A 16,452-nucleotide genomic window follows, 5' to 3' on the forward strand; every position below is an offset into this window, starting at 1 on the left:
AGAGGAGTATTAAAAATGCACCGCATGCATAATACAGGCCCAGGTAGGGTGTTTGATATTTTTAACCATATTTTTTTAGCACTTGTTGCGATCATCACAGTGATCCCATTTCTATATGTCGTAGCTGGCTCCTTTGCCTCAGAGACGGAATTGGCAACAAGATCTTTTTTTCTGATACCAAATGATTTTACCACAAATGCCTATAATTATATTTTCTCGACTAATGCTGTTATTAGAAGTTTAGGAGTTTCTATCCTTGTGACAGTAGTGGGGACTGCTGTGAGTATGGTGTTAACATTAACGATGGCATATCCACTTTCTAGATCAACAATGGTTGGCAGAAATCTAATCTTAAATCTTATTCTCTTCTCCATGTTATTTGGTGGAGGAATGATTCCTACTTATTTACTTGTGAAAGGCTTAGGATTATTAGATTCTTATTGGGCGTTGATATTACCATTAGCGATTAATCCATTTAATTTAATTATTGTAAAAACCTTTTTTCAACAATTACCAAAGGAACTAGAGGATGCATCCAAGATCGATGGTTGTACAGAATTTCAAACATTTTGGCGAGTGATGCTACCTTTATCGAAGCCGGTTATTGCTACTTTTACATTGTTTTATGCTGTATTTTATTGGAATGATTTTTTTCAAGCCCTTCTTTATATTACGGATACAACAAAATGGCCAATTCAATTGTTACTGCAACAATTAGTTATGGTAGCCAATTTAGGAGTAGGTGATCTACAAGAGGCACAATTATACGAACCACCAGAAGAATCGGTTAAATTAGCAGTCATTGTTATTGCCACCGTTCCTATTCTATTATTCTATCCATTTTTGCAAAAACACTTTGCAAAAGGAGTCATGTTAGGATCTGTTAAAGGATAAAATTTGCTCATGCATAAGTGTAAATATCCCACCCTTTTTTACAAAAGATAGTTGGCAAGGAGGCGGACCATATGCAAAATATTTCTTTTAAAGCTGGTGAAACCATATACACTAACACATTAGCTGGAGAAAAATCTGTTGAGGATTGGGTAAGAGAAGGTGAGGTATTAACGAAAACCTGGCAAAATAAATTATTGTTAGAAAACAAATTAGATCCAGAGGAATATGGTGATCATGCTCATTGGGTATTATGGTGTCCAGTAGAAATCCCTGATAAAGTAGTCATAAAATGGGAGTTCTATCCAATCAAAGAACCAGGACTATGTATGCTGTTTTTTGCTGCGAGAGGACGAAATGGAGAGGATTTGTTCGACAAGTCATTACCAGAACGTACAGGGTACTATCCTCAATATCATTCAGGAGCTATTAATGCATTGCATCTGTCCTATTTCCGTCATAAGCATCCAGATGAACGAGCTTTTAGAACGTGTAATTTGCGTAAAAGTAATGGATTTCATTTAGTTACCCAAGCAGCAGATCCATTGCCACCGGTCGATGATGCCGTTTCACCATATCTCATGCAATTAGTCAAATATGAGCAATATGTTCAATTTTCTATTAATAACATGGTTATTTTGGAATGGAAAGATGATGGGAGGAGCTTTGGGCCGATTTTACATGGTGGAAGAATCGGCTTTAGACAAATGGCACCAATGGTTGCAGCTTATGCGAATTTGTCAGTTAGTCATGCGATGATAAACTAGTGAATAAAGTGTGGTGAAATAGGATGCAGAATGAAGGTTTAATTGGTAAATTTTATATGTTCGGAGAAACTGTTTTTCTGTTACTCTATGTCAATTTTCTTTGGATTTGTTTTACACTTGTGGGTTTCATCGTGTTCGGTATTGGACCAAGTACTGTTGCCATGTTTACGGTATTCAGGAAATGGTCGATGGGTGAGGATGGAATTCGGGTATTTAAGCTCTTTTATAAAACATACAAAAAAGAGTTTCTTCGAGCTAATGCAATTGGCATTCTTTTACTTGTATTCGGCTATATGCTTTATGTTAACTTGAATTTCTTACAGCTTGATCGAGAATGGTTACAACAGTTGATGAAAACATTATTTATTGTTGTGACAATTGTTTATGGGATAATGCTGCTTTATATTTTTCCGTTGTATGTTCATTATGAGAATAAGTTATATTTATATTTCAAAAACGCTATTCTGATTGCGCTCTATTCACCAGTTAGAACAATCTATTTAATTGCTGCTTGTTTAACATTATATTATCTATATTTTGTACTTCCTGTATTTATTTTTTTCTTCGGAGCTAGCTTATCTAGCTTGGTCATTATGTGGATCGCTTATCGAACTTTTATTCGCTTAGAATTAAGACAAGAGCAAATGCAGGAAAGTAATGCATAATAATAGGGATAGGGAGGGGAATGCCATATGACGGTTGATAAAAAATTGTCTATGCCTTATTTACTTGGAAGAGTGGATATTTCTTCAGCAGGGAAAAATTGCAAAATGTTTCTAGGTGATTTAACAGGTGACGGTAGATTAGACATTTTGATGGTACAGCCAAATGGTGGTATTGACGATAGATATGAACCGCATCAAGTAGAATCAATGACGGCCTTTGATTTGGAAGGTAATGAATTATGGCAGGTTGGAGCACCAACAGACCAACCTGGAGGCCCTGGTAGTGACTATCCGATTCAAATTTATGATATAGATGGTGATGGAAATAACGAGGTTCTTTTTATAATGAAAAAGAGCTTTTTCATTATCGATGGCAAAACAGGTGAGGTAAAGAAGAAGCTTCCTTTACCAAGTGAGGATGCGCATGATTGCATCATTATTGCCAATATTTCAGGAAATGCCTTTCCTAATGATATTATTCTAAAGAACAGGTATGAGCAGATGTGGGCGTTAAGTAGTAATTGGGAGCTTCTCTGGACACACGAAGGGAATATCGGGCACTTTCCATGGGCATTTGATTTTAATAGAGATGGAAAAGATGAAATAATGGCAGGCTATGATTTTTTGAATGCAGCTGGTAAGATAGTCTGGTCCTGTCAGGAGCTTGAGGATCACGCCGACTGTATATGGGTAGGCAAGGTGCAACCAGACGCTGATCATTATCAGTTAGTGATTGGAGGTAGTGTAACCGTTTTATATGATTGCTTAGGAAATGAATTATGGAGATATAATGGATCAATAGAATCACAGCATGTATGTTTAGGTAAGTTTCGTCACGATTATCCTGGCTTACAGGTTGCTGGACTGGATCGAATCGTTCGAGGTTCCAATTATTCAGATGGGAAGGATGGTATTTTTTTATTAGATGCTAATGGGAAAGAGATTTGGAAGGAAAATAGAGATACTGGAGGCTGGTTAACGATTATAGAAACAATCGAAAATTGGGATGACGTTGGTCTCGATTATATTCTAGCTTATCGACGTGGTGGCAATGTTCTTCCAACCATATATGATGGTTACCAAAATGTAATTACTACCTTTCCAATCGATGGTTATCTCGTATATGGTGATTTAATTGGTAGTAATCGCAGCCAGGTTATTGTTTATGATCAGCAGGCTGCCTATATATATGGTAGTAGTAAACTAGACCTAAGAAAGAAAAATGGAAAAACACAAACACAGAGTAAAAGATTATATTCCCAAACATTATATCCTGGTGGGGAGTATATATGAGAAAATTAGTTAGTGAATTAAAAAATAAGAACACATTTACTTTTGGAAAAGTAATATGTGTTCTTTGTATATTTCTCGTTAATAGGATTAGAGCCTTCCCTTGATCCCCGTCAAGTTATATTTGAAATTTTTTCATCATCTCTTGTAATTCTTCTGATAATATTTTTAACTCATCTGATGTTGTTACTAATGATTCGCTTACTTTTAATTGTTCCTCAGTAGTTGCGGACACTTCCTCACTTATTGCAGAGGATTGTTCTGCTGTTGCACTTACTTGATGAATCGTAGAAGTTAGCACCTCTTGAGAATCACGTAATTGCTGAATAGATTCGGTAATTTGTTGGATCTTACCTGTAAAGGCAGCCATATTACTACCAACACCATTTAAGATGGTTTGCGTCTCTTCTGCTTGGGAAACCTGTTCCTTGAATCTAGGGTTTGCTTCCTGTAAAACACCTAAAGTATCATTTACTTCATGGACAATACTAGAAGTAATTTCATCTACCTTGTCAATGGATTGCTTAGATTGTTCAGATAGCTTTCGAATTTCGTCTGCGACTACAGCAAATCCTTTACCAGCTTCACCAGCTCTTGCTGCTTCAATCGCAGCGTTTAATGAGAGTAGATTCGTCTGAGAGACAATATTCGTTAACATAAGCATGACATCATTAATTTGCTCTGTGCTTGCCTTTAAAGCGTCAACTTTTTCCACAAGTGCTGTGGTCATTTCCTCGCTGTCTCTTGTTTTTTGAACTAACTCATTCATTTTTTCTAACCCTTCATGGCTTCTTTCTAATACATCAATCGCGTAATTCTCCATTTCTACATTATTTCCATATACATTTTCTACTTCATCATGGATTGTTGCAGCAAGTGTGTTTCCCTTTTCCGCTTCATCCGTTAATCCTGTTGCACCACTAGCGATTTCCTCAGAAGCAGCAGCTACTTCCTTAGCTGATTGTGACTGTGTTTGAGAAATATCGTGAAGGCTGATAGCAGCTGCTAAAACCTTACTTGTTGATAGCTTTGTCTGGTCCATCATTTCAGCAATATTTTGAAGCATATCATTAAAGCTCCTTGATAAAACGCCGATCTCATCATTTCGTTCTGTATCTATAGACTTAACACGTAGATCACCATTTTGTGCTTCGGCCATTAGATTGGATATGCTAGCTAGCGGTGTAGCAACCTTTTTCACCATTCGTGAAGCAATAAATATAGACATGAGTAAGGAAAGAACAATGATGGCAAGGGTTACATAAAAGATAACTCTTGTATCTTTCGTCAAATCAGCTTCCGAAACAGAACCAACTAGATGCCAATCGGTGATCCCAGAAGAATCTTGAAAAATTAATTCGCCATCCTTTTCACTCACATGCTTATCAGAGTCCAACTGAATCGGATAAGGGTATTCTTTTGTAATTTCATCCCCATCATAAGAGAAAACGATCTCATTGTTTTGATCAACGAGATAAACTAATCCATCTTCCCCGACGGTTACATCCTGAAGTGCTTCCTCAAAGACGACTGTGTCTAATTCGACAAAAAGTATGTAATTTTGGCCACCAATCTGTAAACTTTGTCCGAATGTTACCGTCGGTTTATCATTAGTTCCCGTAATTCCATTTTCAGTACCACCAATCCATGCTACTGCCTCATCTGCTTCCAATGCTTTTTGATACCAGCTACTATCTTTTAAGGTTTCTTCATCCAATGTCTGTGTAGAAGAAATGACTCGTTCCTTCTCGGTATGCACAAGGTACAAGCTAACATTTCCATCCACCATTGTAACTTGTGTTAATGCATCATCAATCGTACTTCTTAATGAAAAATAATCAAAGCTGTTTGGATCTTCAAATTTATCTAATTGGGAAAGTGTATTGCTAAAATTAGGTGCCATTAAGATTTCTGTCACTCGATCCCGATAACTTTCCATCATAAAATCTATTTTATCTCCTGCTTGTACCATTGTTTGCTCTGTGGCATCGGTTACTTTTTCCTTAATGATATTGTTTGATATGATGTAAGAAGAAATTCCAACGATTAGGACACTTATTAAAACGGTTGCTAAAATTCTATACAAGATGACCGAACCGATTGAATTCTTTTTGGGAACACTCGAATGGCTAACTTCCTTAATTCCATTTCGGTCTTTTTTTATTTTCAGTTTTAGATTATTCCATTGATCTTTCACCTTAACTTTCTTAAATTTAGACATGATTCTATCATAATTTTTCCGCAGTTTCTTTCTCAATTATAGAACCCCCATTTTATATTTATTTTTGAAAAGGCTTACGATATTAATGATACAATAGTAGGATGGAAATGGATAAAATAATAGGAAAATAAAATTACCTAATAGTACAAAATGATTATAACACAAGTAGGAGAAAATGACGATAAAAAATAATAAAATTTGACAGGAATGATTGGATTGATTGATTTTATATAATAAAAAATAGTGCCTATATAACTATAGACACTATCATTAAATCATCAGGATGATTTTCTTACTCTTCTACTAAAATTTACATTGGTCGCCTTCACAAAAGCTTCTTTTTTTATTAGGGGTTAAATCTTTCTGGTTAGAGTTTTCTTCTTCTGTGATCCGCTCTAATGCTTGCATAAATGTTTCGACTGGCTGTGCACCTGATATAGCATATTTTTGATTAAAGACAAAAAACGGAACTCCGGTAATACCTAAATTCTTTGCCTCTTCAATATCTTCTAAAACGTCCTGCTCAAACTGAGAAGACTCGATAATTTGCTTCACCTTTTCAAGATCTAGAGAAAGTTCCTTGCAAACCTGAAGAAGTATTTCCGGATCACTTAAATTAGAAGAATGTGTAAAATAGTGTTGAAACATATTGTTTACAAATTGCTCCTCTTTCCCTTCTGCGTGGGCAAATTTAGTAACACGGTGTGCAGTAAAAGTATTTGTAGCCTGTAATGTATCCATATGAAAGTGTAATCCTACACCTTTTGCTTGATCAACAAGTTGTTGATTCATTTGTTTTGCTCTTTCCACTGTCATGTTATATTTTTTTGCTAATATTTCGTGAATCGATTTATCCGTTGTTTTGGGAGCTTCAGGATCTAATTGAAAACTTTTATATTTGATCAAAATATCTAATTTTTTTGGATATCTTTCCACCGCTTTTTCTAATCTCATTTTCCCAATATAACAAAATGGGCAACTAAAATCAGACCAAATCTCAATTTCCATGGTTACACCTCGCTTTACAATCCTCTATATTTTCACATAAAAAAAAGCTACCTTAAAGTAATTTGCTTAAACAACGATACCTTTATTCTATAAATTTGGATTATATAGATGAGGAAGAAACAGGATGAATGCCATTTCACTTAAATGGTATTCATCATAAGATACTATATGCTCCTACAATCTTCTGTTATTCGTTTACTAGCTGCCGTTACAGCGGTAACCCCTTATTAGAGGAGGTGTTCCTATGTTAACAGATTTTAGGGCATTGTTACGGGATGATTTTTATTTTATTGTACCAGCTCTTTGGTTCATCGGCTATGCATGTAAACGAACACCACTAATACCTGATTGGTTGATTATTTGGATTTTATTAGCCTGTGGAATATTTGCAGCATGTCATTTGTTTGGTTGGAATATTCGCTCAATGGTTGATGGCATTATCGCAACAGGTGTTGCCGTATTTAGTCATCAGCTTGTTAAGCAAACAATGTGTCAAGATAAATAATGATAAAGGAGTGATTAGATGGCGGAATTTAAAGGCTTTAGAATTTCAAGTCCATATGGGTCTAGGATTCACCCTATTAGAGGATCAAAGGATTTTCATGGAGGGATCGACTTAGTAAAACAGCATAATGCCCCTATTAAGGCATTTACAGCTGGTACTGTTCTATATGCAGGCATGGGTCAAAGTGGTACAGGCTTAGGTGGCTATGGAAATGTTGTCTTATTGAAGGACACTAACAACCGTGGGCAGTTATATGCACATCTAGATCGTGTAACGGTAAGTAAAGGACAGAAAGTTCGTGCGAATCAAATTATTGGATACCAAGGGCAAACTGGTGAAGTGACAGGTTCCCACCTACATTATGAAGTTAGAAAACATGCGGAGGCAGCACCCCCATATGGCTATCGCTCTAATAAACAAACCTCTACCTTGAATCCGGTAGAATATTTGAACCAATTCACTGAAAAGTCAGATTTAATAAAAGAAGGAATGCGTGGTAGTGAGGTAAAGACATTACAATTAAATTTAATAAAGCTTGGCTACTCGCTTTCTAAATATGGAGCAGATGGGGTGTTTGGTGCGGAAACAGAAAGGGCTGTTAGAAATTTTCAAAGTGATCAAAAGATTACAGTAGATGGGATTGTTGGACCTGTTACGAAAAACAGAATAAATCAGGCATTGAAAGCATGGAGTAAATATCCTGGTACCCTAATAAGACTTGGTAGTAAGGGAGATAATGTAAAGAAAATCCAACAAAAAGTTGGAACAAAAGTCGATGGTATTTTCGGGAAGAAGACAGAGCAGGCAGTGAAAAATTTCCAGAAGAAGAATGGGTTGGCGGTTGATGGTATTGTTGGACCAAAAACATGGAATAAATTATTCTAGCAGGTTTAGAACATTTAAGATCCGAACCTTCGTTCATTTGATATGTTAGGTTCGGATTTTACATATTGTTTAGTTGGTATAGCTAATTATAGTTATAACCTTATTATCTGACTTAACTCTAAAAGTGTATTTTAGGTTGTAAAATTTATGAAAAAGCACTTGATCAACCTTCATTCTATGATATGCTAATTGAGAGAATAGGACTATATAATACTAGACTTAGTCATTAAATAAACTAAAAATAGAGGATCAAGGATCGGTACGAAAATAAGACAAAACATTTTGATTCTTTATAAAATAGTATATAATAATTTATAGTTCTTTTTTACTATATTTATTCAGTTATATTCTACTATATTGGAAGATTGCAATATTGTAATAATAAATGAGATATGGGTGAAGAAAAATGATGCTCCAAAAATGGATGAATAAGCGGTTTTTATTATATCTAATCTTCTTAACAATAGCGATCATCTTCCATGTATTTACTATTCCTCTTATATTTGGTGTCAGTATAAGTTTTGCACCTATTTTCTATTTAGCGATAATTCGTTTATTTGGTTTACGCTATGCCTTAGTTGCCACTCTAATCATTAATGGGATTTCATATACCTTCCAATTCAATGAAGCTTTTTACTTTTTAAATGTCATTGAAGTATTAGTTATTGGTAGTTTGTATAAAAAGAAAGGTAAAGACTTGTTTACATGGAGCTTTGTCTACTGTTTTTTATTGATTTTATATTTCATGATCTACCAGTTTTTTATTCCAGTGGACATATCTAGTGAATTTATTAATTTTACTATTTTTCAATTAGTGTTGTCGACACTATTCTCAGCACTAATAGCGGATATTCTATGTGACTACTTACCATATATTCCGAAAATTGGGTCTGTTTTTATGGATCGTAATCGTCTTTATTTTGGTCAAATCATCTCACATATTTTAATCTTTTTCGCTGTTTGTCCTATTTTAATTTTCATCTTGTTATATTCTAGATCGCTAGAAGCCGATATGTATGAACAGTGGAAGCAAAGTTTAACCCAGTTAAATTATACACTTAGGCAAGAGGTCGTTGAAATGGATTCAGAGGAAATCCAAAATTTTTCCCTTGATTCGGATTTAGAAAAGGCAAGATTAAAATCATTGTTAGAGCATGAGGTTGGAGACAGTAATGCGAGAATATACCTCATAAATAGTAATACTGAGGTTTGGTTATCGACAGCAGATCAGTTAGATTCTAATGAAGATGGTCAGGTATTTCAAACGGGATTTGTAAAGGAGATACACGAGAATGGGTTTATTTGGTTTTCCGAGAACAACCCGAATTTCTTAGCGTGGTATGAAGGAAAATATATAGGACATACTACGTTTCTTAATAAGGATGTGTATCTTTTAATTCCAGTAGATAAAGCTATCTATAAAGCAGCAAATAAATTGGAAAGATATTTATTAATCGCTATGCTTATCTTATTTTTTGCTTTGGTTTGTGGGATCGTATCTAATCATATTCTATCTCAATCATTAGGATTTATTACGAAGATTACAAGTGATCTTCCAAGGAAGGTTCAGACGAAGCAAGCATTTAATTGGTCAGATACGAATATTTATGAATTTGCTCAATTACGTGAAAATATCGAAAAAGTAGCATTAGAGCTCCAAAAGATGTTTCGAGAAACAAAATTGAAAAATAAATTGTTAATGGAGAAAACGAACCAGTTAACCGAATCAGAAACAAAACTATCCTATTTGGCCCATTATGACTCTTTAACCAATTTGCCAAATCGATATTCTTTTTATAAAGATATGGATGCCTTACTAAAGAATTCAGTAGATCATATTTTCGCTGTCGTTTTTCTTGATTTAGACAAATTTAAACAGGTTAATGATACATTAGGCCATAGTGGTGGGGACGAACTATTAAAACTATTCGCTAAAAGACTATTATTATTTGAAGAAGAACATCGATCGTTTCACGTATATCGTTTAGCAGGCGACGAATTTGTATCGACAATCAAAAAGAGCTTAAAGGAAGAGGTATATGCAGTTTGTGATGAACTAGAAAAAGTAATTCTTCAACCAATAAATATTAAAGGAACGTCTATTACATTATCTGCAAGTGTTGGTGTAAGTTTTTATCCGGTTGATGGTAGAACAATTGATGAATTACTACATAATGCTGACACTTTAATGTACAAAGAAAAAGAGAGAAATCATCAAAGAGAATTATCTATTATCAAGGAGAATCATAATGCAAACATCTAAGAGTTTCGTCTTGTTCTTAATGTTCTTTATACTAGCAGGATGTACGTCTCCTCCAGTACAATCGGTCCACGATTCGACCCTTATTAGGGAGACAGATTCGGAAGAGGAGACTCAAAATGCTAAAACAAATGAACTACTCATTTGGACACCAGATAATATTTTTTCAAATAGCTTAGAAGGATTCCAAGAGAAGTTTCCGGATGCTTTAATCAACATTAAAGAAATAGATCCAAATATCATAGCAGAAAAGTACCGAGATAGCTTGATCAAAGGAAAAACACCAGATATCTATGTTTTTCCAATCGATAAAATAGGAGGCTTTTCTGGGGTTCATGGATTAGAGGATTTAAGTAAACCAATGTATGATGATAGTCTTTTTATGCAAGCCTTACCCAAGGGATTGGTAGAAGAGTTTAGAACGAGTGATTCAAATAAACTGTTTGCTTTACCGCTATTATATTTTCCTTATGTAACCTATTATCGGGCAGATATCCTAAAGAAATATGGTTTTCCAAGTGAACCAGATCGACTGAGTGAATGGATTTCAGATAAGGAGAAATGGATCGAGATGGCGGAAGTCTTAAAGCAGAAGGGACATTATATTACGGAAACAGACCATCAGATCATTGAAACAGCTTTACGAACCTCTAATCTATTTAATGGCACCTATGATTATATTGCAAAGAAAAATGCTTTTGGAAAAGCATTAGAAGGTGCTATTGAGGTCGAGGAAAATGATTTAGATCCTTCCTTGAATATATGGGAAGAAAGTGGCAAGGCAGCGCTTAAGAACGACGAGCTTGTTATGTTTTATATGGCAAATTATGTCCAAGATCAGTTAAAGGAATGGGTGCCAGACCAAAAAGAAAAATGGGGTATAACGACTCTTCCTTTTGGACTAAATGGGGTAGATAGAAAGGCGAGCACTGCGATTGCTATTTCTTCTCAAAGTCAAAATAAAATGATAGCATGGGAATTTATCAAACATATGTGCAAAGATATGATGAATATATATAAAGGTTTTAATAAAGATCCCTTTTTTATAAATAAAGATATTAACAGGATTTATTGGAATTCAGTTACTAACAGCATCGCAGGACAGCCAACCATACTTGACAAAGGAAGTGAAAATATTTGGAAAGTAGCTCTTGCAGAGTTCAGAAATGGAGAAGAGATTACGGAACACGCTATTGAGCAAGTGCATCAGGATATAGAGGATTTAATTAGACAAGATCAGAAAGCATTACAAAATTTAATAAATAAAAATTAATTTTGGAAGGATACTTCTAGTTTGGAAAGAAGTCTATCGAGGAATAATACTTATCCTATCGAATAGTAATATGAGAATCATGCTGAATAGATATAGTTCATTCTTCAATCATTGCTATAATGAGAATATAAAAGGATTGGATGGATGTGATGATATGAAGTTTGAACTGAAGGTTTCTACAGGTATAAAAGATTTCGATCATGTAATCGATTATTTACATCTAGGAGACAATGTCGTTTGGCAGGTCGATACTTTAGAAGGATATAAAGATATGGTAATACCCTTTGTTTTGCAGGCAATGAAGGATCAACGGAAAATAGTCTACGTTCGGTTTGGTCAGCACATACCGATAGTAAAAGATGACCCTTTAATCAAAAAATATGAAGTCGATGCAAGTAAAGGATTCGAAAGCTTTGCAACAGAAATCCACCGTCTAATTGAAAAGGAAGGTCCAAGGACTTTTTATATTTTCGATTGTTTAACAGATTTATTATCGAATTGGTCCTCTGATTTAATGATTGGAAACTTTTTCAAGGTATGTTGTCCATATTTATACGAATTAGATACCGTTGCCTATTTTGCTATTATACGGAATATTCACACATTTAGTACAATCGCGGGAATTAGAGAAACCACTCAAGTACTGTTAGATCTGTATCAGTTGAAGGAAAAGTATTATATTCATCCATTAAAAGTATGGCAGCGTTATTCACCAACGATGTTTTTTCCTCATTTGATTGAAGGAGATCGGTTAAAAAGTATTACTGCTAGCGCAGAAGCGTCTACTCTTTTTGCTAATATAAATCGAATTGAAGAAAGGATGGATTATTGGGATGTTATCTTCTCAAAAGCTAAGGAAAAGCTGGAAGAAGACATTGTGGAGCAGGAAAAGACAAAGCAGATGCTAATGCCACTATTGATCGGTGAAAAGTCAAGAATGTATCATCTATGTGACCAATATTTTACTTTACAGGATCTATTGCAAATCGTATCAAGAGAAGTAGGGACAGGATTTATCGGAGGTAAAAGTGTTGGTATGCTTTTAGCTAGGAAGATTTTAGCGGATGATAAAAAAGGTCGCTTCTCAAGATACATCGAGCCACATGACTCTTTTTATATTGGATCTGATATTTTTTATACTTATATTGTTCAAAATGGATGGTGGAAACTTCGATTAAAGCAAAAAACGAAAAAAGGCTATTACCAGTATGCGAAGGAATTACAAGACAAACTAATGAAAGGGAAGTTTCCTGCTACTATTAAAGAACAGTTTATTCAGGTTCTTGAATACTTTGGACAGTCACCTATCATTGTGCGATCTAGTTCTTTATTAGAGGATAATTTCGGTAATGCATTTGCTGGAAAATATGATAGTGTTTTTTGTGTAAATCAAGGCACGCCAGAACAAAGATATCAGGCCTTTGAAAATGCTATACGAACTGTTTATGCGAGTACAATGAATGTTGATGCTCTCGAATATCGGATGAATCGTGGATTGTTTGAAAAGGATGAACAAATGGCCATTCTCGTCCAGCGAGTTTCTGGTGACCATCATGGAGAGCACTTCTTTCCACATATTGCTGGAGTTGGTAATTCTTCTAACTTATATGTATGGGATAAAAGCGTTGAGATGGAAGCTGGGATGATTCGTCTAGTATTTGGATTAGGAACAAGAGCAGTTGATCGAACCGTTGATGATTATGCAAGAATTGTTACATTAGACCAACCAACAAGAAAACCGTTAATGCATATGGATGACCAACAGAAATTCTCTCAACATGAAGCAGATGTTCTTTCCATTAAGGATAATAAATGGACGAGCATCCCACTAAATAAGGCTATTTCTGATGTGTGGGATGTTGATCAAGGTTTATTTGCTTCTATTGATACAGGAACAGTTTTAAGATTAAAGGATTTAGGCTATCAACATATGCCTACACCGTATATTCTTGATTACAAACAGCTTTTAGGTAATACTACTTTTCCTAAAGTAATGAAACAATTACTGGCAGAATTAGCAAGAGTGTATGATTACCCTGTAGATATTGAATTTACCGTTAATTTTCAACATCAGGATGACTATAAGATTAATCTCGTTCAATGTCGCCCATTACAAACAAAAGGATTGGGAAAGTCTGTTGACATCCCGGAATTACTAGAAAATGAGCGATGTTTAATAAGTACAAATGGTAATTTTATGGGGGGGAATATACGTTTACCGCTCGATTATGTAGTTCATGTAGTGACAGATGAATATATTAAATTAAGTGAACAAGATAAGTATAATGTTGCAAGATTAATTGGGAGAATTACAAATGATCTAAGAAATGATAGAATACTATTAATCGGACCTGGAAGATGGGGCACATCCACACCCTCACTTGGTATTCCTGTTCATTTCTCAGAAATTCAGCATGTTGATGTAATTTGTGAGGTTGCTTCAGAGGAAAAAGGTTTTATACCAGAATTATCCTATGGCAGTCACTTTTTTCAGGATATGGTAGAAGCAGACATCTTTTATGTCGCGCTTTTTGAAGGGAATAACGGAGTACATTTTAACCCTTCTTATCTTTCTAGTTCATTCAATCTAATAGAACAATGGACCTCTCCTGCTTGGAAAGACATCCTTCACGTTTATAAGGTGGAAGGGATGGAGTTAACTGCAGATATAATTCAACAAAAACTTATCTGTAAATGATTCCTCCAATAGATTGATTTCCTCCATAGAATATGTTAACTTATATTCATTATAGGTTTACATATCATGGAGGAAGAAAAAATGGCATCGACTAAATTAACAGCACTTATTCTAGCTAGTATTTTCTCAGCTATAACGGCCATTTTAGCACAGATACAATTTCAAGCTTTTATCGTTCCATTTAGTGGTCAAACATTAGCAGTGGGATTAACAGCCACGATTTTAGGTAGTAAAATTGGTGCACTTGCCATGTTCTGTTACATGCTACTTGGACTGATAGGTATTCCTGTTTTTGCAGGCTTTGAAAGTGGTCCACATGTCCTTATTGGCCCGACAGGAGGGTATATTATTGGATTTATTGCTACTGCCTACATTACAGGCAAAATTCTAGAAAAAACATCCTTTAATATGTGGATGGCAATCATCGCAAATATTGTGGGGATGTGTGTCACCTTAACGTTTGGTGCCATTCAATTAAAGTTCATTGCTGATTTATCCTGGCATGCCGCTATCGTATCAGGAGCTCTCCCATTTTTAATTGTCGGTATCATAAAAGCGATTCTTGCTAGCTGGATTGGTATTGTTGTCAGACGAAGTTTAGAAAATGCCAAACTTCTACCAGTAAATCATTCCATTAAAAAAGCTGTCTAACTATTAGAAAATCGCTCTGTTTGAGCGATTTTTTTGTTCTACAAGCGATTTGTAATCGCGTATTCTTTAGTCAATACCAAGCTCAAAGACTAAGAAACTAACTTGTGTAAACCCCCAAAAAAGAGGTATACTTATAGGTATGTATGTAGTATATTACCAATATAATAGTAGATATGTGACTGATTATACATCATAAATATAATGTTGGTTTTAAATAAAGTGCGAAATCATTGGAGGTATTTGTTTTATGAAAACTAAATTACACTTATTGTTCGGGGGAAAGTCAGCTGAGCATAAGGTTTCCATGCAAACAGCGAAAGCAGTTATGAATGCAGTTGATCAATCAATATATGAGGTGCATCCTATTTATATCGATCAAGAAGGTAGCTGGAATAAGGGCCCAGTGTTAGAAGGTAAAGTAGACGATGTTCATGCCTTAGCATTTCAAGGGGAAAAAAATACTGTATCTCCTCTCGCGATCAGTGAACGAGCAGTAAAGGGAAAAGAATTAGATTCAGCACAAGTCAATGAAGTTGTTTTCCCTTTATTACACGGTCCAAACGGGGAAGATGGAACGGTTCAAGGACTGCTAGAAATCTTAGGCTTACCATACGTTGGTAACGGAGTGTTAGCCTCATCAGCTGGAATGGATAAGATTGCCATGAAGGCTATTTTTGAGCAAGCTGGTTTAACACAAGTAAAATACGTTGGATTTATTCGTAAAGACTGGGAAGAACAAGCAGAAAGGGTAATGAGTAAGATTGAGACTGATATCGGTTATCCGTGCTTTGTCAAACCAGCTAATCTTGGATCAAGTGTAGGAATCAGTAAGTGTAAAAATCAGGAACAGCTAAAAGAAGCAGTCAAAGAAGCACTTCGATATGATCGGAAAATTATTGTAGAAGAAGGGGTAAATGCGCGAGAAATAGAGATCGGCGTTATTGGAAATGACGAGCTTGAATGCTCTGTAGTAGGAGAAATTGTTCCTAAGACAGAATTCTATGATTATCAATCGAAATACGAGGATGAAGATACAGGGTTAATCATACCTTGTGAGTTACCTAACGAAATTTATGAGCAAATAAAGGATATTGCAAAAAGGGCATACAAATCGTTAGATTGCTCAGGTTTAGCAAGAATGGATTTCTTTTTAACTAAGGATAATGAAATATTAATCAATGAAGTGAACACAATGCCAGGCTTTACGCCATACAGTATGTTCCCACTATTATGGAAGCATAGTGGTCTAGAATATCCGGCTCTTATTAACAAATTAGTAGAGCTAGCAATCGAAAAACATCAAGAAAAACTGAAAATCTCTTATACGATGGATTGAGC

The 16,452-nt window shown here is 35.2% G+C and carries 13 protein-coding genes; 11 read left to right on the forward strand and 2 right to left on the reverse strand.

Annotated elements, in window-relative coordinates; translation table 11 throughout:
• Positions 1-15: 15 nt before the first annotated feature.
• From ACZ5N5_RS12605 to ACZ5N5_RS12620, 4 genes are all read left to right on the forward strand, one after another.
• Positions 16-894 carry a carbohydrate ABC transporter permease gene (locus ACZ5N5_RS12605; protein WP_109984921.1) on the forward strand — a complete coding sequence of 293 codons (879 nt, stop codon included), beginning with the start codon at positions 16-18 and terminating at the stop codon, positions 892-894.
• Positions 895-965: 71 nt separating this feature from the next.
• The gene (locus tag ACZ5N5_RS12610; RefSeq protein WP_054787446.1) at positions 966-1,658 is read left to right on the forward strand and encodes a DUF1961 family protein; all 693 of its coding nucleotides are present in this window, start codon (positions 966-968) and stop codon (positions 1,656-1,658) included.
• 23 nt (positions 1,659-1,681) lie between these two features.
• Positions 1,682-2,323 carry a YesL family protein gene (locus tag ACZ5N5_RS12615; protein ID WP_109984919.1) on the forward strand — a complete coding sequence of 214 codons (642 nt, stop codon included), beginning with the start codon at positions 1,682-1,684 and terminating at the stop codon, positions 2,321-2,323.
• 27 nt (positions 2,324-2,350) lie between these two features.
• Entirely contained in the window at positions 2,351-3,616 is a 1,266-nt protein-coding gene (locus ACZ5N5_RS12620) for a hypothetical protein (protein ID WP_109984918.1), read from the forward strand.
• 115 nt (positions 3,617-3,731) lie between these two features.
• Here the strand turns inward: ACZ5N5_RS12620 and ACZ5N5_RS12625 are convergent, their stop codons facing one another.
• Positions 3,732-5,834 (reverse strand): methyl-accepting chemotaxis protein, encoded by a 2,103-nt coding sequence (locus ACZ5N5_RS12625; protein ID WP_109985100.1) that lies wholly within the window; start codon positions 5,832-5,834, stop codon positions 3,732-3,734.
• A 303-nt stretch (positions 5,835-6,137) separates the two neighbouring features.
• The gene (locus ACZ5N5_RS12630) at positions 6,138-6,842 is read right to left on the reverse strand and encodes a DsbA family oxidoreductase (RefSeq protein WP_054861273.1); all 705 of its coding nucleotides are present in this window, start codon (positions 6,840-6,842) and stop codon (positions 6,138-6,140) included.
• 244 nt (positions 6,843-7,086) lie between these two features.
• Here ACZ5N5_RS12630 and ACZ5N5_RS12635 point away from each other — a divergent pair, with 244 nt between their 5' ends.
• The 7 genes from ACZ5N5_RS12635 (at position 7,087) to ACZ5N5_RS12665 (ending at position 16,450) form a co-directional block, all read left to right on the forward strand.
• Positions 7,087-7,347, forward strand: a complete 261-nt coding sequence (locus ACZ5N5_RS12635; protein ID WP_054861274.1) for a phage holin family protein — start codon at positions 7,087-7,089, stop codon at positions 7,345-7,347.
• Positions 7,348-7,365: 18 nt separating this feature from the next.
• On the forward strand, positions 7,366-8,232 hold the full coding sequence (locus tag ACZ5N5_RS12640) for a peptidoglycan-binding protein (RefSeq protein WP_109984917.1): 867 nt from the start codon (positions 7,366-7,368) through the stop codon (positions 8,230-8,232).
• 406 nt (positions 8,233-8,638) lie between these two features.
• A complete protein-coding gene (locus ACZ5N5_RS12645; protein WP_464372591.1) occupies positions 8,639-10,495 on the forward strand; it encodes a diguanylate cyclase domain-containing protein in 1,857 nt (618 codons plus the stop codon).
• Complete coding sequence (locus ACZ5N5_RS12650) at positions 10,482-11,765, forward strand: ABC transporter substrate-binding protein (RefSeq protein WP_464372592.1); 1,284 nt, start codon at positions 10,482-10,484, stop codon at positions 11,763-11,765. The genes ACZ5N5_RS12645 and ACZ5N5_RS12650 overlap by 14 nt, the downstream gene beginning before the upstream one ends.
• Before the next feature lie 70 nt (positions 11,766-11,835).
• A complete protein-coding gene (locus ACZ5N5_RS12655) occupies positions 11,836-14,463 on the forward strand; it encodes a PEP/pyruvate-binding domain-containing protein (RefSeq protein ID WP_464372593.1) in 2,628 nt (875 codons plus the stop codon).
• An 81-nt stretch (positions 14,464-14,544) separates the two neighbouring features.
• Complete coding sequence (locus tag ACZ5N5_RS12660; RefSeq protein ID WP_464372594.1) at positions 14,545-15,114, forward strand: biotin transporter BioY; 570 nt, start codon at positions 14,545-14,547, stop codon at positions 15,112-15,114.
• Between the two features lie 247 nt (positions 15,115-15,361).
• Entirely contained in the window at positions 15,362-16,450 is a 1,089-nt protein-coding gene (locus tag ACZ5N5_RS12665; protein WP_109984912.1) for a D-alanine--D-alanine ligase, read from the forward strand.
• Positions 16,451-16,452: the final 2 nt, after the last annotated feature.

Source organism: Gracilibacillus sp. JCM 18966, assembly GCF_055392695.1.